This is a genomic window from Flavobacterium sp. NKUCC04_CG (assembly GCF_019345525.1).
Classification (GTDB): domain Bacteria; phylum Bacteroidota; class Bacteroidia; order Flavobacteriales; family Flavobacteriaceae; genus Flavobacterium.
This window is the reverse complement of record NZ_JAHKRA010000029.1, coordinates 1-19511: the sequence shown is the minus strand read 5'-3', so window position 1 is coordinate 19511 and position 19511 is coordinate 1. Positions and strand designations below refer to the sequence as shown.

General features: G+C 37.5%; 18 protein-coding genes. 12 read left to right on the top strand and 6 right to left on the bottom strand.

The features are described 5' to 3' along the window. Positions 1–126: 126 nt before the first annotated feature. Positions 127–711, top strand: a complete 585-nt coding sequence (locus KO524_RS14980) for a TlpA disulfide reductase family protein (RefSeq protein WP_219295044.1) — start codon at positions 127–129, stop codon at positions 709–711. A gap of 447 nt (positions 712–1158) precedes the next feature. Here the strand turns inward: KO524_RS14980 and KO524_RS14975 are convergent, their stop codons facing one another. Together KO524_RS14975 and KO524_RS14970 are read right to left on the bottom strand one after the other, a co-directional pair. Beyond that, complete coding sequence (locus KO524_RS14975; RefSeq protein ID WP_219295043.1) at positions 1159–2607, bottom strand: glyceraldehyde-3-phosphate dehydrogenase; 1449 nt, start codon at positions 2605–2607, stop codon at positions 1159–1161. A gap of 115 nt (positions 2608–2722) precedes the next feature. Then, positions 2723–4111 (bottom strand): trypsin-like peptidase domain-containing protein, encoded by a 1389-nt coding sequence (locus KO524_RS14970; protein ID WP_219295042.1) that lies wholly within the window; start codon positions 4109–4111, stop codon positions 2723–2725. A gap of 141 nt (positions 4112–4252) precedes the next feature. Here KO524_RS14970 and dapF point away from each other — a divergent pair, with 141 nt between their 5' ends. The 6 genes from dapF to KO524_RS14940 all read left to right on the top strand — a co-directional run bounded on the left by dapF (position 4253) and on the right by KO524_RS14940 (position 9884). Next, positions 4253–5047, top strand: coding sequence for a diaminopimelate epimerase (dapF, locus tag KO524_RS14965; RefSeq protein WP_219295041.1), 795 nt, complete (start codon positions 4253–4255; stop codon positions 5045–5047). Continuing rightward, positions 5044–5577: a GNAT family N-acetyltransferase gene (locus KO524_RS14960; protein WP_219295040.1), complete on the top strand. Its 534-nt coding sequence runs from the start codon at positions 5044–5046 to the stop codon at positions 5575–5577. The genes dapF and KO524_RS14960 overlap by 4 nt, the downstream gene beginning before the upstream one ends. After that, entirely contained in the window at positions 5574–6611 is a 1038-nt protein-coding gene (gene mltG, locus KO524_RS14955; RefSeq protein ID WP_219295039.1) for an endolytic transglycosylase MltG, read from the top strand. The genes KO524_RS14960 and mltG overlap by 4 nt, the downstream gene beginning before the upstream one ends. A gap of 440 nt (positions 6612–7051) precedes the next feature. Then, on the top strand, positions 7052–7711 hold the full coding sequence (locus KO524_RS14950; protein WP_255555285.1) for a peptidoglycan-binding protein LysM: 660 nt from the start codon (positions 7052–7054) through the stop codon (positions 7709–7711). A gap of 343 nt (positions 7712–8054) precedes the next feature. Next, positions 8055–9236, top strand: coding sequence for a tryptophan synthase subunit beta (gene trpB, locus KO524_RS14945; protein ID WP_219295037.1), 1182 nt, complete (start codon positions 8055–8057; stop codon positions 9234–9236). Positions 9237–9491: 255 nt separating this feature from the next. Continuing rightward, positions 9492–9884, top strand: coding sequence for an OsmC family protein (locus KO524_RS14940; RefSeq protein ID WP_219295036.1), 393 nt, complete (start codon positions 9492–9494; stop codon positions 9882–9884). 143 nt (positions 9885–10027) lie between these two features. Here the strand turns inward: KO524_RS14940 and fumC are convergent, their stop codons facing one another. Then, on the bottom strand, positions 10028–11416 hold the full coding sequence (gene fumC / locus KO524_RS14935; protein WP_219295035.1) for a class II fumarate hydratase: 1389 nt from the start codon (positions 11414–11416) through the stop codon (positions 10028–10030). A 157-nt stretch (positions 11417–11573) separates the two neighbouring features. Here fumC and KO524_RS14930 point away from each other — a divergent pair, with 157 nt between their 5' ends. Beyond that, the gene (locus KO524_RS14930) at positions 11574–11750 is read left to right on the top strand and encodes a hypothetical protein (protein WP_219295034.1); all 177 of its coding nucleotides are present in this window, start codon (positions 11574–11576) and stop codon (positions 11748–11750) included. Positions 11751–11955: 205 nt separating this feature from the next. Here the strand turns inward: KO524_RS14930 and KO524_RS14925 are convergent, their stop codons facing one another. Both KO524_RS14925 and arsC read right to left on the bottom strand, forming a co-directional pair. Further along, positions 11956–14424, bottom strand: a complete 2469-nt coding sequence (locus tag KO524_RS14925) for an outer membrane beta-barrel family protein (RefSeq protein WP_219295033.1) — start codon at positions 14422–14424, stop codon at positions 11956–11958. Between the two features lie 82 nt (positions 14425–14506). After that, positions 14507–14848, bottom strand: coding sequence for an arsenate reductase (glutaredoxin) (gene arsC, locus KO524_RS14920; RefSeq protein ID WP_219295032.1), 342 nt, complete (start codon positions 14846–14848; stop codon positions 14507–14509). A gap of 64 nt (positions 14849–14912) precedes the next feature. Between arsC and KO524_RS14915 the strand changes: the two genes are divergently transcribed. The 4 genes from KO524_RS14915 to KO524_RS14900 all read left to right on the top strand — a co-directional run bounded on the left by KO524_RS14915 (position 14913) and on the right by KO524_RS14900 (position 18167). Beyond that, a complete protein-coding gene (locus tag KO524_RS14915) occupies positions 14913–15821 on the top strand; it encodes a CPBP family intramembrane glutamic endopeptidase (protein ID WP_219295031.1) in 909 nt (302 codons plus the stop codon). A 115-nt stretch (positions 15822–15936) separates the two neighbouring features. Then, positions 15937–16983 (top strand): AMP-binding protein, encoded by a 1047-nt coding sequence (locus KO524_RS14910; protein WP_219295030.1) that lies wholly within the window; start codon positions 15937–15939, stop codon positions 16981–16983. 73 nt (positions 16984–17056) lie between these two features. Continuing rightward, positions 17057–17632, top strand: coding sequence for a Crp/Fnr family transcriptional regulator (locus tag KO524_RS14905; RefSeq protein WP_219295029.1), 576 nt, complete (start codon positions 17057–17059; stop codon positions 17630–17632). A 49-nt stretch (positions 17633–17681) separates the two neighbouring features. Then, the gene (locus tag KO524_RS14900) at positions 17682–18167 is read left to right on the top strand and encodes a hypothetical protein (RefSeq protein ID WP_219295028.1); all 486 of its coding nucleotides are present in this window, start codon (positions 17682–17684) and stop codon (positions 18165–18167) included. On the opposite strand, the gene KO524_RS14895 is transcribed toward KO524_RS14900, so the two are convergent. Then, complete coding sequence (locus KO524_RS14895) at positions 18168–19067, bottom strand: patatin family protein (RefSeq protein ID WP_219295027.1); 900 nt, start codon at positions 19065–19067, stop codon at positions 18168–18170. Positions 19068–19511: the final 444 nt, after the last annotated feature.

Genomic DNA, 19511 nt, shown 5'->3' with positions numbered 1-19511 from the left:
CGATTTTCGTACCCGTTGAATGGTTTTATTATATAACGGTGTGACATTTTTGAAAAACCCGATAAGGGTAAAATAATTTTCGAACCCCGTAGGGGTGAAATGATTGTAGAAATGATTTGAAAAAATATGAAAAAAGAGATACAGAACAGGAAAAAAAGTGCTTGGATAAACATAGCCATTATGGTGGTAATGGGGGTTGTATTGTTTACACCTTTGGGGACGGAAGTAAAAGTTTTATTCAATAGACTCATTGCTTTTTCACCTGATTTAGAAGAGAAAATAGACGAAGAGCAAGTTGATTTTTCAAGCTGGCAGTTAAAGAATGAGAAAGGAGAGGCGGTTGCATTTTCTGAATTTAAAGGCAAATTGATTTTAATTAATTTTTGGGCGACCTGGTGTCCGCCTTGTATAGCGGAAAAACCGAGTTTTCAAAAATTGTATGACGATTATAAAGACCGTGTAGTGTTTTTATTTGTCACTTCTGATCCGTTGGATAAAGTAGTAGCCTATAAGCAAAAACACCATTATAACTTGCCGATGTATTTCCCGTTATCGCCTGCGCCAAAGTTACTGGAGTCGAGTTCGATACCGGCTTCGTTTTTGATTGATCAACAGGGGCGTATCGTTCTAAAGAAGTTTAGTGCTGGAGATTGGAATAGTGCTGGTTTTAGACGGGACTTAGATAAATTGTTGGTTGGTGTTACTCCATAGTTTGTAGTTTGCTGTTTTCATTGCAAAAACGCTTGAAACACTGAGCGGTTTAACCTCAGTTTGTTTTCTAATTTGGAAATTGCGAAAAGCGATGCATTCTTCTAATGTAAAAAAGGCTGCCAATACCTGGGAATCCAATAATTACGATTAGCTATAATAGCCGATTAATTCCCTTTTCTTCGCGAAGGAGTTTCCGGATAGAAAGGGTGAATAAAAAAATAAAAAGGCAACTAATAAGGAGATAGGGTAAAATCAAGTGTTAGGGTGTTATGAGTAAAACTAATAAAGGACAAATATAGGTGTTTGTTGGATGGAATCCAGTTGAATAGAGCTATTGGCTAGGTGTTTATGGCTTGTTTTAAAAGCCGCTTTTTAGCTGTAATAAAAATAAAAAAAATCCGGAACAGAGAAGATCCGGATTTTTTGTAAGGGTAAAGTGCTATGCTACTAATAGTAAGTATAACGTCTTACTTTAGCGATATATTTAGCCAAGCGAATAACTTGGTGGCTGTATCCGTATTCGTTATCATACCAAATGTAAAGTACAATGTTTTTTCCGTCTGCAGAAACGATAGTAGCGTTACTATCATATATAGCTGGAGCAGATGTACCAACGATATCTGACGATACCAATTCATTATTCATAGAGTATTTAATTTGCTCTACTAAGGAGCCTTCTAAGGCGGCTACTTTCATAATTCGGTTAATATCTTCAGGGTTGGTTTCCTTAGAAACTTCTAAGTTTAAAACAACCAAAGAACCGTTTGGAACGGGTACGCGGATAGCGTTTGAAGTCAATTTACCTGCAAGTGTAGGTAAAGCTTTGGCAACAGCACTTCCTGCACCGGTTTCTGTAATAACCATATTTAATGCAGCTGCTCTACCACGGCGGTATTTTTTGTGCATATTATCGACCAAGTTTTGGTCGTTAGTATAAGCGTGAATCGTTTCTAAGTGACCTTTTACGACACCTAGATTATCTTCAACCACTTTTAAGATTGGAGTAATGGCGTTGGTAGTACAAGAAGCGGCAGAGAAAATATGGATATCGTCTGGGCTGTATTCTTCGTGGTTTACACCAAGTACGATATTAGGAACTCCTTTTCCGGGTGCTGTCAATAAAACTTTATCGGCTCCTTTAGAAGACAAATGACGTTTTAAATCGGCTTCTGTAGTAAAAGCTCCGGTATTATCAATAACCAAGGCATGGTCAATGTCAAATTCTGTATAATCAATATCCTCTGGTCTTGATGCAGAAATCATATGAACGGTAGTACCGTTGATAATTAAAGCATTGTTTTCTGGGTCTGCAATTACAGAACCTTCGAAATCACCGTGGATGGAATCGTATTTTAATAAAGAGGCTCTTTTTTCAAGTAAAATGGCATCGTTTTTATCTCTGGTAACAATAGCTCTTAAACGAAGTTGTTGTCCTTTTCCAATTTTGCTCATCAATTCGCGAGCCAATAAACGTCCGATACGTCCAAATCCGTACAAAACGACGTCTTTTGGTACAATATTTTCCGTTTGTTTAGCATTCTTTAATTTGTTGATAACAAAAGAAAGTGCGTTTTGTTGTTGGTCTTCTTCTAAATGATATTCATAGGTAAGTTTACCGATGTCAATTCTTGAAGGAGGTAGATCTGAAGATAGAATTGCTTTTGCAATTTCAACCGTATCAAAAATCATAATGGGTTTTTCAACAAATTTTGCAGCGTATTCGTGCAAGTTGATGATGTCGCTCACGTTTCGGTCAATCAATTGATTTCGGAATAAAACCAATTCGATAGATTTGTCATACCATAAGTCGCTTACAATTTTAATGAATTCGACACATGCTTTTCTTCGATCTGCCTGAAAGGCCAATTCTTTTTCGTAAGAACCTGAATTTTTCATAGTTAGATTGTGTTGTAATAAATTGCTGCAAAAATATTGATTTTAAATCAAATATAGTGGCTGTTTTAAAAATAAAAGCACAACAATTGTTGTGCTTTTAGCAAAAGAATTGGAATTATAATAGCAGTCGGATTAATTCGCCTTTGCGATTGATAATTTCCATGCGAAATTGTTTTTTTATTTTAGAATTGTTTAATATTTCTATAGCGTTTTGAGTGCTTTCTATTTTGGTTCCGTTTATGGTGAGTAATACGGCGCCTTCGAGTTCGTCTTGATATGCGGCATAGCGTTCGTTGCTCACTGAAGTGATTCGAATTCCATACGGTAATTTAAGTCTTTTCTTTTCATCAACGCTCAGGTCTTGAAATGTAAACCCGTTAAACTCGGGATTAATCGCTTCCTTTTTGCTTAAGAACACGTCGAGTGTCATGTCCTTTTCTTGACGTTTAACGGTAACCGAAATTTTATCATTAGGGCGTTTCGTATTTAAAACCGAATTTAAATCGACAAAAGTCAAAATGTTTTTTTTGTCGATTTGTGTAATGATATCCCCGCTTTGCAGACCGGCTTTTTTTGCCCCTGATTCCTTATTGACGGATTCCACATAAAACCCTCGGTTGGTTTCCAATTTTTTTTCTTTGGCAAGGGCAGGAGTCAATTCAAAACCCTGAATACCCAATACCCCTTGTTGTACATTGCCGAATTCCATTAAATCTTGAACTATTTTCCGAGTCACATTAGACGGTACTGCAAACGAATACCCCACATAAGATCCGGTATTAGACGAAATCATGGTGTTGATTCCTATCAACTCACCTTTGGTATTGACCAAAGCACCGCCACTATTACCGGAATTGACTACCGCATCGGTTTGAATAAACGATTGAATGCCGGATTTAGATAGATTTCGAGCTTTGGCAGATATAATACCTGCTGTCACCGTCGAATTAAGGTTATAAGGGTTTCCGACGGCCAAGACCCATTCACCCAATTTGATTTCATCAGAATCGCCAAATGTGATATAGGGCAGTTTTTTAGGGGTATCGATTTTTAAAAGAGCAATATCCATGGATTTATCTGTTCCGATTAATCGGGCAGGATAACTCGTATTGTCATTTAAGGTAACCTCTAATTCAACGGCACCCGCAATTACGTGATTGTTTGTTACTATATACCCGTCTTCCGAAATAATTACCCCCGATCCTATACCGATTTGAGGTTGAGCCGGACTGTTTTGATAACCGTAAAAATACTCCATTATAGGATTGCTTGGCGCGGTTCTATAACTGAGATTTTTAACGTGTACCACCGTGTGAACTGTGTTTTCAGCTGCCGCACTAAAGTCGATAGGGTTTTCGGTTTGATTGCCTGCTTTCGATGCTGCGGAAGTGGCTATTGAAATTTCTGACTGGTCGGCGCGTTGCTCTATAAAGAATTTATATCCGCCGAGCGTTATAATGCCGCTTAACAAAGATACGACTAATAAAGAGCTTAACTTGTTCATATTCTATCGATGTTTTATTGTTTGCTATAGTAAATATATATAAAAAAAATGTCCAAAAAAAACGTTTTAACGAGCTATTAACGCGATAAATGGTCGGATTTATATTCGTATTTTTGCAACTATTCTAAACGGGAGAGCATTATGAATACGACGGTGAATTTTTTTAAGTACCACGGTACGGGTAATGATTTTATTATGGTAGATAACCGCGATGAAACATTTCCAAAATCAAACCGAGAACTGATTGAGAACATGTGTGACCGGCGATTTGGTATTGGCGCAGACGGACTTATTCTCATTGAAAGGGATGCCGAAAGCGACTTTAAAATGCGGTATTTTAATGCAGACGGAAATCAGAGTTCCATGTGTGGCAACGGTGGTCGTTGTATAGTGGCCTTTGCCAAACAGCTGGGGATAATTGGAGATAGTTGTCATTTTAATGCAGTCGATGGGCTTCACTATGCTACTATAAACAAAGAAAATGAAGTTTCGTTGCAAATGACTAATGTTGGTGAAATCCAAAGTCAGGGCGATTATACGTATTTAAATACGGGATCACCGCATCATGTCGTTATGGTTTCTGATTTGGAGCACTACGACGTTTTCCATAAGGGAAAGGAAATTCGGGAGAGTGTCCTTTATCAGCCTGGTGGAACCAATGTCAATTTTGTTGAAAAAATAAATCAAGACACCTTTGCTATTCGAACCTTTGAACGTGGAGTTGAAGACGAAACTTGGTCTTGCGGGACGGGAGCAACTGCTGTGGCAATAGCCATGTTTAGCAACGGAGAAACGACCGCTACCGACATCAATATCTTGGTAAAAGGGGGGCGTTTAAACGTGAAATTTACCAAAGAAAAGGCTGGATATAATTCGGTTTTCCTTACTGGTGCTGCTCAAAGGGTTTTTGACGGAACTATATCCGTCGTACTATGATTACGTTAAAAGGGGATTTGGTTTATTTACGCGCATTGGAACCAGATGATTTGGAATTTGTATACCAATTGGAAAACGAGGAAGCGTTGTGGGAAGTGAGTAATACACAAACGCCCTACAGTCGGTTTTTGATCCACCAATATTTGGAAAACGCCCATTTGGATATTTATGAAACCAAGCAATTGCGATTGGTTATCTGTTTACAGGCGAGCAAGGAAGCTGTTGGTTTGATCGATTTATTTGATTTCGACCCAAAAAATCAGCGTGCGGGTATTGGAATTGTAATAAATAAGCAAGAAAATCGTTTACAAGGTATTGGTTCTGAGGCCTTAGAATTGCTTATTAATTATGCCTTTCACCATTTACACTTGCATCAATTATACGCAAATATTAGTACCGATAATATGTCTAGTGAACGCCTTTTTATTAAATTTGGCTTCCAATGTATAGGAGTTAAAAAAGATTGGATTCGCGTGGGAACAGATCGAAAAGATGAAGCTTTATATCAATTATTAAACACTAAAAAATGAATTTAAAAAAAGCAGTAGGTATCATCGCAGCATTAGCTATGTTGGGTGCTATGGTTTATGCTTATACTATGTATGACAAGGCCTTTTCTACAAACATTAAAGGAATAGAAAAAGAGACCTATATATATATCCCTACTAAGGTTACTTATTCCGAAGTACAACATATCATTGAACCTTATGTAATAGATATGGATAAATTCGAAGCCATAGCTGAACAATTTAAATATTCGTCTAATATCATTTCCGGTAAATTTTTATGGACCAAGGGAATGAATAGTTATGATATGATGCAGGCACTTCGCAAAAACATCCCGGTAAAAGTAACTTTTAACAATCAGGAAACCATAGAGCGCTTGGTACAGCGTTTGGCTACCCAATTGGAGCCCGATAGTTTGTCTTTGTTGGAAACGTTTACCGATCCTGTTTTTATGCAAGAAAACGGATTTACTGAAGAAACTGTTTTGGCTACATTTATGCCAAATACCTATGAGTTCTATTGGAATGTAAACCCGGTAAAGGTGCGTAATGCGATGCATAAGGAATACATTAAATTTTGGAACGAAGAACGCCTTCAAAAAGCAAAAAATCTTGGTTTGACCCCAGTTGAGGTAGCTATTTTAGCATCTATCGTGCAAAAAGAAACCGCGAAAAATGATGAAAAAGCTACGGTAGCGGGTGCGTATCTAAATAGATTAAAACTGGATATGCCGTTACAAGCGGATCCAACCGTGGTTTTCGCTAAGAAAAAATACACCAACGACTTTGATCAGATAATCAAAAGGGTCTATTTAAAAGACCTGGCGATTCCTTCTCCTTATAATACGTATCAAAATGTTGGATTACCTCCTGGTTTGATTTCAATGCCGGATATCTCATCTTTAGAGGCTGTATTGAATCCAGAACAACACGATTATATTTATTTTTGTGCCAGTGTAGAAAAAATGGGATATCACGAATTTGCAGCTACGCTAGCGCAACACAATGTCAATAGAAAAAAATATACCGATTGGCTTACTAGAAACGGTATTGAGTAGCTTTTTTAAAACCATAATGAAACGCAATAATGCACCGCTCTATACGGCTTATTTAAGATTTAAAACTGCCCTTAAAAAAGATTGGTAACAAGAGTAAATACAAACTGTAAAAAGCCTAAAAACGCTTCCGTGTTTTTAGGCTTTTTACGTTTTTAAAACAAGCCGATTTTAAGGTGAAATAGGGTGTTTTAAAGTGTGATTTTAAACTTAAAAACGTCTTAAAATTATCGGTTGGGCTATTAATTTAGTTAAGATTATTAAAAAAAGCAAATTTATTTTTTATTTTTTTATTTTTACAAAGCGCTGTTTGTTAGTGTTTTGTGTATTAAATGTCATTTATAAAGTTAAATAACGGGTCGGTAAATAGCTTTTTATAAAAAATAAAGTAACTTTGCCTTCAGAAATTTCAAATGGTGACAGGGTTTGAGAAATTAAAATTGATGATAAAAACATGTTCTTATTTTATTGGATTTGTGTTGCTAATTGCCACTGTAGTTTCCGGTTTTAAAAGTTATGAAATAGCGCTTATAAAACAACATAAAACGGAAATTAAAGAGTCGTTATTCTACCATGTTGCTACCGAAGAAGAAGTAGCAAATGAAGCGAAAGACGAGGCGGTAAGTCTAGCTGCAATTCCATTTACCGGTAAATCATTTACCGGATTTAAACAGGCTCTTGCTGTTCGAGAATCCCTGGGTTTATACACTTTGGTCAATTCCTATGGTTATATGGGGAAATATCAATTTGGAAAAAGCGCTTTACGCGCAGTAGGGATCCGAAATACCGCAGGTTTTTTAAAAAACCCCATTCAACAAGAAAAAGCATTTAATGCCTTGTTGGCAAAAAACAAATGGGAGTTGAGAAACGAGATTAAAAAATTTGAAGGTAAAAAAGTAGGAGGTGTCCATATTACAGAATCGGGAATTTTAGCTGCGGCTCACTTAGGTGGTGCTGGATCAGTAAAGAATTTTTTGAAAAGCAATGGGCACAATGGTTTTCGCGACGGGTTTGGTACTTCTATTAAGTCGTACATGACGAAGTTTGCGGGTTATGATACTTCTCACATTATACCCAACGATAGTCCGGTGGTTACGATGTAGTAAAATTTTAAAAAAAAAACCAGCTTTTCGAAGTTGGTTTTTTTTGTTTAGTGGCAATCAGTGAATCCGCGAATCCGCAAAAAAACTATTTGTTAAAAAATAAAAAAGAGCGTTTGTTTTTAAAAATGTCATTTATATTTGTAAACGAATAAAGAGTAAAAAATAAAAAAAATGAAACTAATACTTACTAATAGCTGGTGGAGCCTACTTACGTCAAACGTCGTGAGCGGTCCTTGCTATAAGTATAGTTGATAACATAACTTTACCTATTATAAAAAAGGCTTGTCTAACGACAGGCCTTTTTTTTTGCTCTAAACAGTATTAAATTTTTAAATTAAAACAGATGAATTACCAAGTAGATTTAAATGGATTTTACGGAAACTACGGAGGTGCTTATGTGCCGGAAGTGCTGCAAGCCAACATAAAGGTTTTGCAAGAACAGTATTTGGCACTGATGCAAGAGCCTGATTTTAAACTGCAATTGGCGCAATTGCTTTCCGATTATGTCGGGCGACCAACGCCTTTGTATTTTGCAAAAAACCTGTCGCAGAAATACCAGACCAAAGTATATTTAAAGCGGGAAGACCTTTGTCACACCGGTGCTCATAAAATCAATAACACCATCGGACAAGCCTTGTTGGCCAAGCGTTTGGGTAAAAAAAAGATTGTTGCTGAAACCGGTGCGGGACAACATGGAGTGGCTACAGCTACCGTCTGTGCATTATTGGGTATGGAGTGCATTATTTATATGGGAGCTTTAGACATGGAACGACAGGCTCCAAATGTAGCGCGTATGAAAATGTTAGGCGCAGAAGTTAGAGCGGCACAATCGGGCGCTAAAACGCTTAAAGAGGCTGTTGATGAAGCCTTGATGCATTGGATTGGCAATCCAGACGATACCTTTTATATCATTGGATCTGTCGTAGGCCCGCATCCTTATCCCGATATGGTTGCTCGTTTTCAGTCGGTTATCTCGGAAGAGATTAGAAAACAACTGCTGCTTGTTGAAGGGCGCTCCAATCCCGATTACATCATTGCCTGTGTGGGCGGAGGTAGTAATGCCACGGGAGCATTTTATCATTTTTTTGAAGAAGAATCGGTGCGTTTGATTGTAGCCGAAGGTGGGGGAAAAGGGATAGAGTCGGGTCAAACCGCAGCAACGTCTTTTGTGGGGCAGTTAGGTGTTTTACACGGTAGTAAAACCCTGTTTATGCAAGACAACGACGGAAATCCCTTAGAAGCATATTCGATTTCTGCTGGTTTGGATTATCCGGGTTTTGGACCGCTATACGCCCATTTAAAAGAGTACAATCGCGTTGATTTTATAGCCGTTGAAGATGATTATGCTATGAAAGCCGGGCTGGCATTGTGTCGAACGGAGGGTATTATTCCCGCTATGGAAAGCGCACATGCCTTAGCGGTATTGGACCTGATGACATTTAAACCGGACGATGTTGTAGTCATCAACTTATCGGGTAGAGGTGATAAGGATTTAGATAATTACAGCGCTTATTTCAACATGTGAAGAGCAAATTTAAGATTTAATGAAAGGCGTATTTGTTTTAGCAATCGTCTAACCTGAGGCATCCGTGAAATTAGTACGGATGCTTTTTTTTTACTCAATTCCCTCAGCAGTTTGGCATGGGGATACTTGTTTTTATTGGAGAAATAAACTATTTTTATAGGAGATATACAACTTTAAAGGTTGTTATAAAAACCGGACGACACCGCTTTGGGGGTCTGGTACTCACGTATTATCATAACTTAAAAACACTGAAAAATGAATGAAATTCTAGCGCTTACTTCTAAACAAGCTTATAAAACTATAGTTACAAAAGACCAACATGCCATTATAGTGGATGAACCGGTGAATTTGGGAGGTCAGGATTTGGGAATGACGCCTAAGGACTTGTTGGCAGGAGCTTTGGCATCGTGTACTAGTATTACGATTCGGATGTATATCGATAGAAAAGGATGGGATTTAGGCGACATCCGTGTACGGGTTTCATTGGAAAAAGATGCGGAACTACAGAAAGATGTTTTTAAAAGAGTCCTTGAATTTGATCAGCCTTTAGAAGCGGATATGCAAAAAAAAGTTTTGATGATTGCCGATAAATGTCCTGTTCATAAAATGTTGGAGCAGTCTAGCGTAATTGCAACCAAAATAATTTAAATAATAAAGGCTGTCTCATAGACAGCCTTTATTTGCCCATACGCCCATATGCGTATAAGCCCATTTGCATATCCGCATATCCGCATATCCGCATATCCGCGTATCTGCGTATCTGCGTATCTGCGTATCTGCGTATCCCCCCTTTACCCAATCATCTCTTCGGGTTTTACCCAAGCATCAAAATCTTCAGCAGTTACATAGCCCAAGCGCACGGCTTCTTCTTTTAGAGTGGTTCCGTTTTGGTGTGCTGTATTGGCGATTTCGGCAGCCTTATAATAACCGATTTTGGTATTTAAAGCCGTTACCAGCATCAGTGAATTGCTAACCAATTCTTGTATTCTAGGTTTGTTGGGTTCTATACCTTGAGCACAGTGTAGGTCGAAGGAAACACAGGCTTCTCCAATCAAGCGAGCCGATTGTAATAAATTGGCAGCCATCATTGGTTTAAAAACATTCAGTTCGTAGTGTCCTTGTGTACCGCCAATAGTTATGGCTACATCATTGCCCATAACCTGTGCGGCTACCATGGTTAATGCTTCACATTGTGTTGGGTTTACTTTTCCTGGCATGATAGAAGAGCCCGGTTCATTGGCAGGAATAAAGAGTTCGCCAATTCCCGAACGAGGACCAGAAGCCATCATTCGAATGTCGTTGGCTATTTTGTTTAGCGATACAGCCAATTGTTTTAAGGCACCATGAGTTTCTATAAAGGCGTCGTGAGCGGCTAGGGCTTCAAACTTGTTTTCAGCGGTTATAAAAGGCAATCCTGTAAATTGAGCAATGTATTTGGCTACGAGAACATCATAACCTTTAGGGGTGTTGATTCCCGTTCCTACGGCGGTACCGCCTAAGGCCAATTCGGATAAATGAGCTAAGGTATTGTTTAAGGCTTTTAGCCCGTGGTTTAATTGAGCAACATATCCGGAAAACTCTTGCCCTAAGGTCAGTGGTGTGGCATCCATTAAATGTGTTCGACCAATTTTAACTACATCTTTAAAGGCTAGGGACTTGGCTTTTAGTGTGTCGCGTAATTGTGTTACACCGGGAATTGTTGTTTCTATTATCAAGCGGTAAGCTGCGATATGCATACCGGTGGGGAAAGTATCGTTGGACGATTGTGATTTATTGACGTCGTCATTGGCTTTAAGTACCGGTTCTCCAACTCCAATTTTAAATCCAGCAAGTACTTGTGCGCGATTGGCTACGACTTCATTGACATTCATATTACTTTGAGTTCCGGAACCCGTTTGCCAAATGACCAATGGAAATTGATCGTCGAGTTGGCCTGCTAATATCTCATCACAGACCGTTGCAATGGCATCTCTTTTTTCTTGAGACAAAACATTCAAGTCAAAGTTGGCATAGGCAGCGGCTTTTTTAAGAAAGGCAAAACCCTCAATAATTTCGTGCGGCATGGATGCTGCAGGACCAATTTTAAAATTATTTCTCGAGCGTTCTGTTTGTGCGCCCCAATATTTGTCGGATGGAACTTGTACTTCACCCATAGTATCTTTTTCTATACGAAAGCTCATAATGATATTTTTTTTAGAAAGTTGTTTTTTAGAATAATTCTATATAAAGGTATCGAATATGTCCCAAATAGAAAAGTGAATTAATTTCTTTTTAGATAAGTAGGTATTCCCGTTTTTTCATTATACCTTTGACTTTGTATTCAAAATTCCGGAAAACATGTTTGAATTTCAACAGTATTTAGGCTTTATCGTTGCCATGGGCGTCCTTACATTAGGGTTCTGGCTAATGATTTTTTTAATTGGTTTCGTTCAGTATTGGGCTGGAGGAGCGGTTATTGAATTAATCAAAGAGAAGAGAGCTAAAAAAAGAGAAGAACAAGAACAAATTAAATAATTTGATTCGACAGTTTAAAAAAAGGGAGCCTATGGGTTCCCTTTTTGTTTTACTGCTTTTCTCACACTTCATTCAACAAGCGATTCCTTTTCGTACTCCCTAATCCAATCAATCCAGATTTATATAAAAACAAAACCCCTCCGAGGAGGGGAATTGAGTGTACGGGTATTTTATGTACTATAGCGTGATTTAGTTCATCGTTATATTAACCTCCAATCATTTCTCCAGAGTCGGAGTCGCTGCTTTTCGGAGCAAACTTTGGTTTTTCCGATTTCTTTTGATTAAATCTGTAGGTAAGCGACAAATTTATTTGACGACCTCTCCATTGCATCTCGCTAAAGGAGTTGGACTGTGGTAAATGCGTTTCTACTTCTCTTTTTCTAGAGTTAAACAAATCGCTTACGTTTAAAGATAGGGTCGCATTGTCTTTCAGTATGTCTTTACTCAAGGCCATATTCGCAGATAAATTGGCTTTATTAATTCCCTGTGCCGATGCTTCTTTTGCGCGGTACATACCGTTCATTTGCCAGTCGATTTTATACGGTAGGCTTACTCTTGAGGTAATTCGGGTAAACCAAGAATAGGCGGTATTGTCAAAATTTTGTGTTTCCTGATTACCGTCGAAATCGGTAAAGGTATAATCTCCCTGCGTTTCTTTTCTAAAGAAGTTGAAGTTACCGTTTAAGCGCCACCATTTAAAAGGTGTTGCGTTTAGGGTAAATTCAAATCCATAGCGGTATTCGGTTGCTAAATTGATAGGCGAACTAACCGTGATCGGTGTGCCATCTGCTGTTGTACCGTTGATTCGTTTTACAAATTGAAAAGCATCATCGGTAATGTTGACATAGGCCGAGGTACTTAGTGTAAATCCGGTCCAACGCTGCATATATCCCAAGTCAAAAGCATTGGTCATGGCAGGGTCTAAATCGGGATTTCCTTGAAAGAAGTTTATATCACTAGAATAATTGGAAAAAGGGTTTAAGAAAAAGCCTCTTGGACGATTCACCCGCTTACTATAACTTAAAGTAACATTACTAGAAGGCGAAAATTCATAATTTAAAAAGGCACTGGGGAAAAAATTATTATACTTTTTGTTGTTGTAATCTTGAGTAATCAATTGATTAACATCCACATTGGTGTCTTCAAATCGCAAGCCCAACATATAGCTAAAGCGATTTATTTTACTGCCAAACTGAGCGTAAACCGCATTGATTTTCTCCTTGTATTCCAAAGTGTTAGTTAGGTTGCTATTATTTATCCATTGAGAATTCGTAAAATTATCCAAAGCAAAAACGGTTTCTAAGGTGGAGAAATTACCCAAATAACCCGCTTCAAATTTCGAATCTTCACCCAGTGGTAATACATAATCGGCTTGCAGGTAGTTTCTACTTACTTTCTCATTGTTTATTGTGCGTTCTAAAGTGAAATGGTCTTGAAGTTGTGTTTGATCTTTTATTTGGGAGTTGTCCAAATCCTTGTCGGCAGAAACCGTACCGCTTAGCGTTAATTTATGGCCGTCTTTTTTAAAGTTTTTCTCAAAAGTGGTAGTGTATTCCACACTTTCTCTCGTTCCGTCTTTATCTTCATCACGTGTTCTTGAATAGTCGAATAAACGGTCTTTATCATAGTAATTATAATAAATCGTATTCGGGCTATTTATTTGGTTTTTGTTCAGAGTTACTGCATTGGTCCAAGTGAATGATTTGGTTAAAAACCATTCCAGTCCAAAATTGATATTATAACCTTCGCGTTCGCGTGTACTCGGTTTGTATTCGTCTATGTATTGACGTGGTAATCCCGTTAGCACATCGAGGTATTCGGAATTGTTAACCATATTCCCTTTGCTTTTAGAATGATTGTATCCCGCATTGGTATAGAGGTTGTAGTTTTCGCTTCTGAAATTGATATTTCCATTAAGCCCATAATTCATTGGATCGCCAAGCGTACCGGTTAAACTTCCGTTGATTCCTTGTGCTTTCCCTTTTCTCAAAACGATATTGATAATACCGGCACCTCCTTCGGCTTCATAGCGGGCAGAGGGATTGGTGATTACTTCTACTTTTTCGATAGATTCAGCAGAAAGAATTTTCATAGCTTCGGCTATATTGCTTGCTAGTCCCGTTGGTTTTCCATCGATTAAAACTTTTACATTTTCATTTCCTCTCAAACTAACCGTTCCATCAACATCTACTGTAACAGAGGGTACATTGTCTAAAACATCACTAGCTGTTCCGCCTTTGACGATCATGTCTTGGCCAACATTATATACTTTTTTGTCTAGTTTGATTTCTACGGTAGAGCGTTCTGCAATAATGTTTACTTCAGCTAAAGTTTGTGAATCGGCAACGATTCTTTGTTCTCCAATAGAAGTGTTTTTTAAAACGGATATCGTATTGATTTCTATGGTTTTAAAGCCTAGAAAATCGATTTTTAAATAATAATCCCCTTGCGGAACTGTAAATTCAAATCTTCCTTTAGAATCAGTCATTCCGCCAGAAACGATAGACGCATTGGCTTTGTTTTGTGCATAAACACTGGCGTATTCCAATGGCTGATTGGTCGAGAATTCAACCACGCTACCCGATAGCGTAAACTCGTTTGGTTTGGATTGGGCTAAACCATTTACTGAAGTAAGTAGGAACAGCGCCAAGCAAAGCGTCATCAATTTTTTCATTATAGTCATTAGTTTGTTTAGAGGTTAGACTATAATTTGCACGATTGGTTTAATTTGTATTTGTTAATGTTGTATTAAAAAACTACAGTATTTCATCGATTTTTTCGGTAGGGCGGGCTATAACGGCTCGATGGTCGTGAACCACAATCGGACGTTCAATCAATTTGGGATTTTGAGCGAGGATTTCGATGATTTTCTCCTCAGTCAATGCTTCACCGGCAAACTGTTCTTTCCATATCGCTTCTTTGGTGCGAACCAATTCCATGGCGGGTATATTTAACTTTTTTAAAACTGCCATTATTTCTTCTTTGGAAAGTGGTGCATCTAAATATTTAATTACATCAAATGAAATTCCTTTTTCTTCTAGATACGCGATTCCTTCTCGAGACTTACTACATCTCGGATTGTGATATATTGTAATCATTTTTAAGAGCTATTTATAGATTATAATTTTAAATAAAAGTAACTTAGTACAAAAATAAGACAATATGAATTATATAGAACAACTTCTTCCAACTCCAATTGCGAAAAAACTATGGTTATACCTTCCTTTTCCTGTTTTTTTTATTGGGATGTTGTTTTTTAATGCGGTGTTTTTAGCTTATAATCAAACGGATACCAATGCAATAATAGAACAAGGGATTGCGGCATACGGCAAAAACATGTTTTTTTTGCAAACCGTTTTACCCATGGCCTTATTCTTTTTTGTATTGTTATTTTGGGTTAAAATGGTGCAAAAACAATCGCTTTTGAGTTTGGTAACCTCGCGAAAAAAAGTAGATTGGAGCAGAATATTATTTGCCTTTAGTGTATGGGCTGGAATTACCCTTATAGTCTTTTTTTATAACCTGTATACCGAACCACAAAATTACCAATGGAATTTTAATGGAGCTGCATTTTTTCCCTTTTTAATTATGGCATTGGTTTTGATTCCCTTACAAACAAGTTTTGAGGAGTTGTTGATGCGCGGTTACCTGATTCAGGGCATTGGTTTGGCTAGTAGGAGTCGTTTTTTAGCACTGTTTGTTACCTCAATAATCTTTGGTTTGATGCATATATCGAATCCCGAAGTGGGGAAAATCGGGTATTATATCCTGATTTATTATATCGGGACCGGATTCTTTTTGGGTATATTGACACTGATGGATGACGGATTGGAATTGGCTTTGGGATTTCATGCTGCAAATAATTTGATTGGCGCTTTATTAGTTACTTCGAATTGGACGGCTTTTCAAACCAATTCCTTGTTTATTGAACAGAGTGCTATCGAGGAATCATTACCTATTTCCACTGTTTTAATTCAGGTAGGGATTGTTTTACCGCTCTTATTACTGCTTTTTGCCAAAGTATATCGATGGACAGATTGGCGTAATAAATTAACGGGAAGAGTAGGATAATCTTTTAAATACATACAGCTGTGTAACAGCTAGAAATATAAAATTAGCGGCGTATCAACACCGACGAAAATCATGCAATACTATACGATTTTTAACCTATAAATAATATCGGCATATGAAAAGTTATGAAATACACCCGAATTTTAGATTAAATGGAAAAAAAATGACTCAAGATCAATTAAGCCATTTGGCTTTTGATTTGATTCAAGATGGCGAACCGTACCAACAGGATTTGGGTAAACTATTTATACAGTGGTTTGATCAAAGCAAGACTATGGAACTGACTACTTCGGGAACTACTGGAGAGGCAAAGGGAATTCAGATCAAGAAAAAGGCGATGATTAACTCGGCTCGTGCTACGGCAGATTTTTTTAAATTGGCAGCTGGAGATCGAGCATTACTGTGTTTGTCAACCAAATATATAGGTGGTAAAATGATGGTTATTCGCGCTTTGACCTTAGGTTTGGAATTGGATGTGGTTGCGCCGAGTTCGACACCTTTATTAAACAATAAAGAAATTTATGATTTTGTGGCGATGGTACCTATGCAAGTTGAAAATTCCATAGCCGAACTGGACAAGGTTAAGACCGTTATCATTGGAGGTGCCAAAGTGAATGCTGATTTGGCCATGCGATTAAAAGAATTGGATACAGCGGTGTTTGAAACTTATGGAATGACGGAAACCGTTAGTCATATTGCAGCAAAAAAAATTGGTGAACCTTATTTTACCATATTACCCAATGTGCATATTTATGCTGATGAACGCGGTTGTTTGGTTATTAATGCGCCTAAAGTAGCCGATGGTATTTTGGTGACTAACGATTTGGTTGAGGTGGTAAATGAACATCAATTTCAATGGTTAGGACGTATAGACAATGTTGTAAATAGCGGAGGTATAAAACTGTTTCCCGAGCAAATTGAAGCCAAATTGATTGGGTATATACCGTCGCGTTTTTTTGTAATCGGACAAGAAGACGAAAAACTCGGAGAGCGATTAATACTCGTGATTGAAAGCGAACCTTATGAATTTGATCAAGATATTTTTAAGGGTTTAGGTAAGTTTGAAAAACCCAAGCAAATCTTGTTTACGTCAAAAATTGAAGAAACAGCTACGGGGAAATTATTGAGAAAACAAACCTTATTAAATCTGGTTTCTATATAAGCTTCACTCAATAAACATAAAGGGTTTATGGTTTAATAGCATTCGGATTGGAGATGAGATAAAAAATGATTTGATGCATAGTAAACAGTTAATTCGGAAATATTTGGAAGTGTTTTGCCCGATGAGCGATTCCGATTGGGAGTTTTTTGCAAGTAAATTAATTCGCCATCAGTTTCCAAAGAAATCCATCCTATTGGAGGTAGGTCAAGTGGAAGAATACCTTTCTTTTGTTGAAAACGGCTTTGTTCGCTTTGTGGTTCCCAATGATTTGGAGGGCGATACCTTTGGATTTGTTTTTGAAAAAGAGTTTTTATGTGCTTATGATTCTTTTGTCACGCAAACAAAATCGGACTATCTAGTAGAAGCCTTAGCCGAGGTCGTACTATGGCGTATTCGATTTACAGATTTGCAATGGGTATATGAAAATACCGTTGTTGGGAATATGCTGGGCAGACGTGTAGCAGAAGCCTTGTATGTTAGTAAAATCAAGCGAGAGAAAAGCTTATTGATAGATACGGCCGCCCAACGTTATCACAAACTCTTTTTAGAAAAACCCATATGGGTCAAACAGATTCCATTAAAATATTTAGCTTCATACATCGGAATTACTCCTCAAGCATTAAGTAGAATTAGAAGGCGAATTTCTTAACTCAGGTTCATTTTTTTTGTTTGAAAACGGTTTTATTTTAGTCAAAAAAATGAAACCTCTTTTAATTTTATTAGTTGTTTTTACCGTTGTTTTCTATGGGATGAAAATAGCTGCATTAAAAACAAATATTGCGTTTGCCGCTCGTATAGCCATGTCGGTCATGTTGTTGTTTACCGCTTGGGCACATGTTGCTTTTCTTAAGGGAATGATGCTCATGCTGCCTGAGTGGATTCCTTTTAAACGAGAATGGATATTGTTTACTGGAGTTTTGGAAATTCTCTTTGCAATAGGCATATCTTTTTCGATTTCTCGCAGACTCACAGCTTGGGCACTAATTGTTTTTCTAATACTAGTTTTACCTGCCAATATTAAAGCAGCGATGATTTCGCTCGATTTTCAACGCGCAAGTTATAGCGGATGGGGACTGTGTTATTTGTGGTTTCGAATCCCTTTGCAGTTTTTTTATATCGCATGGGTTTACCTGTGTTGTTTTCAAATAGATTCGTTTGATAAAAAGGGATACCCATCAAAATAGCTAAGGAAGATTTAAAACTTGAGACTTCGGGTTTCTCTGTTCTCCAACATGAAAACCCAATTCCCACCAAGCCTTCATCTTTTCGGGATTAAAAATCAGTGAATTGGTAGTGAGTTGTTCCGGCGGATAATAAAAATTTAAAACAATGCTGCGGTGCAGACCTTCTATTTTACCCAATATAAGATCGTCTGTTGCAATTTGATTGAGCATAAACTCAAAAACTCTAGAAGTTAAGACAAAGGCATTTTTTATGGGTGCTTTGGTTTGGGTATCATTTTTTAAGATGATGATATCGATTTCAGTGGCTCCTTTCAATATGGCTTGATAGATAGGCACTAAATCTCCCATACCGCCATCGGCATAATCAAAATTATTTTTGTTCACCAAACTCATAAAGGGGACCATAGATGTTGAAGCCCAAACCCAATCACAATAATCGTCGTAATTGCAATCGCGCACATTTTTGTATTCCACTTGCATACTGCTTAAATTGGAAACGGTGACAATCACATCTTTACCGGATTGCTGAATTTTTGAATAATCTGCAGCTGTCATGGTACGGCCAATTAAATCGCGCAGATTTTTGCTTTCTCCAAAAGTTTTTTTGCCTTTGAGCATTGTTTTTAAAACGCCAAAGTGATTGATTTTGGTTTTAAACACACCATTTTTTTCGGTAATAATAAACGGACAGATATTAAAAATATCGGATTGTGTAACACTGGTAAACACCTTTTTTAATTTTTGAGTTTCTCCTATAGACAGTAGGGGTACCAAAAGACTACCGGTAGAGCTGCCTATTAATATTTCATATTCCCTTTTCTGTACCGTAAGGAGGTATTCTGCCAAGCCTCCTGCAAAAGCACCTTTACTTCCTCCTCCTGAAATCACTAATGCTCTCATTGTAAAATATATTGGGTTGTTATACCGTGTACTTCTAGTCGGTTTATAGTTATAAAAATACCGATAAAAAAGGCAATTGCTGTTTTTAGAAGAAGGTTTTTTCGTTTAAAGCCAAAAATACACAAGCTGATTTAACTCGCTGATTAGGGAGGGGATATTTATACCTTAATGTTGAAGGTGCTAAAGGTTTTAAAGAAACGAAAGGGGAGGTTACACCTTTAAATTAAAATAATACAATCACAACGGTATAAAACATTTTCCACCAATCCAGTAGGTATAAGATAATTGTTGAAATAATCGCCGAAGATTAAACATTTTCCACGAATCCAATCCCGTAGGGATGAAATAATTATAGAATTGATTATCGAAATTTAAACATTTTCCACGAATCTAATCCCGTAGGGATGAAATGATTATAGAATTGATTGCCGATGATTAAACGTT

What these genes read in the sequence shown, in the direction of transcription:
- arsC (WP_219295032.1), bottom strand. Translation starts at nt 14,848, where the DNA reads ATGATTACAATATATCACAATCCGAGATGTAGTAAGTCTCGAGAAGGA.
- mltG (WP_219295039.1), top strand. Translation starts at nt 5,574, where the DNA reads ATGAATTTAAAAAAAGCAGTAGGTATCATCGCAGCATTAGCTATGTTG.
- KO524_RS14960 (WP_219295040.1), top strand. Translation starts at nt 5,044, where the DNA reads ATGATTACGTTAAAAGGGGATTTGGTTTATTTACGCGCATTGGAACCA.
- KO524_RS14930 (WP_219295034.1), top strand. Translation starts at nt 11,574, where the DNA reads ATGTTTGAATTTCAACAGTATTTAGGCTTTATCGTTGCCATGGGCGTC.
- KO524_RS14900 (WP_219295028.1), top strand. Translation starts at nt 17,682, where the DNA reads ATGAAACCTCTTTTAATTTTATTAGTTGTTTTTACCGTTGTTTTCTAT.
- fumC (WP_219295035.1), bottom strand. Translation starts at nt 11,416, where the DNA reads ATGAGCTTTCGTATAGAAAAAGATACTATGGGTGAAGTACAAGTTCCA.
- trpB (WP_219295037.1), top strand. Translation starts at nt 8,055, where the DNA reads ATGAATTACCAAGTAGATTTAAATGGATTTTACGGAAACTACGGAGGT.
- KO524_RS14895 (WP_219295027.1), bottom strand. Translation starts at nt 19,067, where the DNA reads ATGAGAGCATTAGTGATTTCAGGAGGAGGAAGTAAAGGTGCTTTTGCA.
- KO524_RS14915 (WP_219295031.1), top strand. Translation starts at nt 14,913, where the DNA reads ATGAATTATATAGAACAACTTCTTCCAACTCCAATTGCGAAAAAACTA.
- KO524_RS14970 (WP_219295042.1), bottom strand. Translation starts at nt 4,111, where the DNA reads ATGAACAAGTTAAGCTCTTTATTAGTCGTATCTTTGTTAAGCGGCATT.
- KO524_RS14910 (WP_219295030.1), top strand. Translation starts at nt 15,937, where the DNA reads ATGAAAAGTTATGAAATACACCCGAATTTTAGATTAAATGGAAAAAAA.
- KO524_RS14950 (WP_255555285.1), top strand. Translation starts at nt 7,052, where the DNA reads ATGATAAAAACATGTTCTTATTTTATTGGATTTGTGTTGCTAATTGCC.
- KO524_RS14980 (WP_219295044.1), top strand. Translation starts at nt 127, where the DNA reads ATGAAAAAAGAGATACAGAACAGGAAAAAAAGTGCTTGGATAAACATA.
- KO524_RS14925 (WP_219295033.1), bottom strand. Translation starts at nt 14,424, where the DNA reads ATGAAAAAATTGATGACGCTTTGCTTGGCGCTGTTCCTACTTACTTCA.
- KO524_RS14975 (WP_219295043.1), bottom strand. Translation starts at nt 2,607, where the DNA reads ATGAAAAATTCAGGTTCTTACGAAAAAGAATTGGCCTTTCAGGCAGAT.
- dapF (WP_219295041.1), top strand. Translation starts at nt 4,253, where the DNA reads ATGAATACGACGGTGAATTTTTTTAAGTACCACGGTACGGGTAATGAT.
- KO524_RS14905 (WP_219295029.1), top strand. Translation starts at nt 17,057, where the DNA reads ATGCATAGTAAACAGTTAATTCGGAAATATTTGGAAGTGTTTTGCCCG.
- KO524_RS14940 (WP_219295036.1), top strand. Translation starts at nt 9,492, where the DNA reads ATGAATGAAATTCTAGCGCTTACTTCTAAACAAGCTTATAAAACTATA.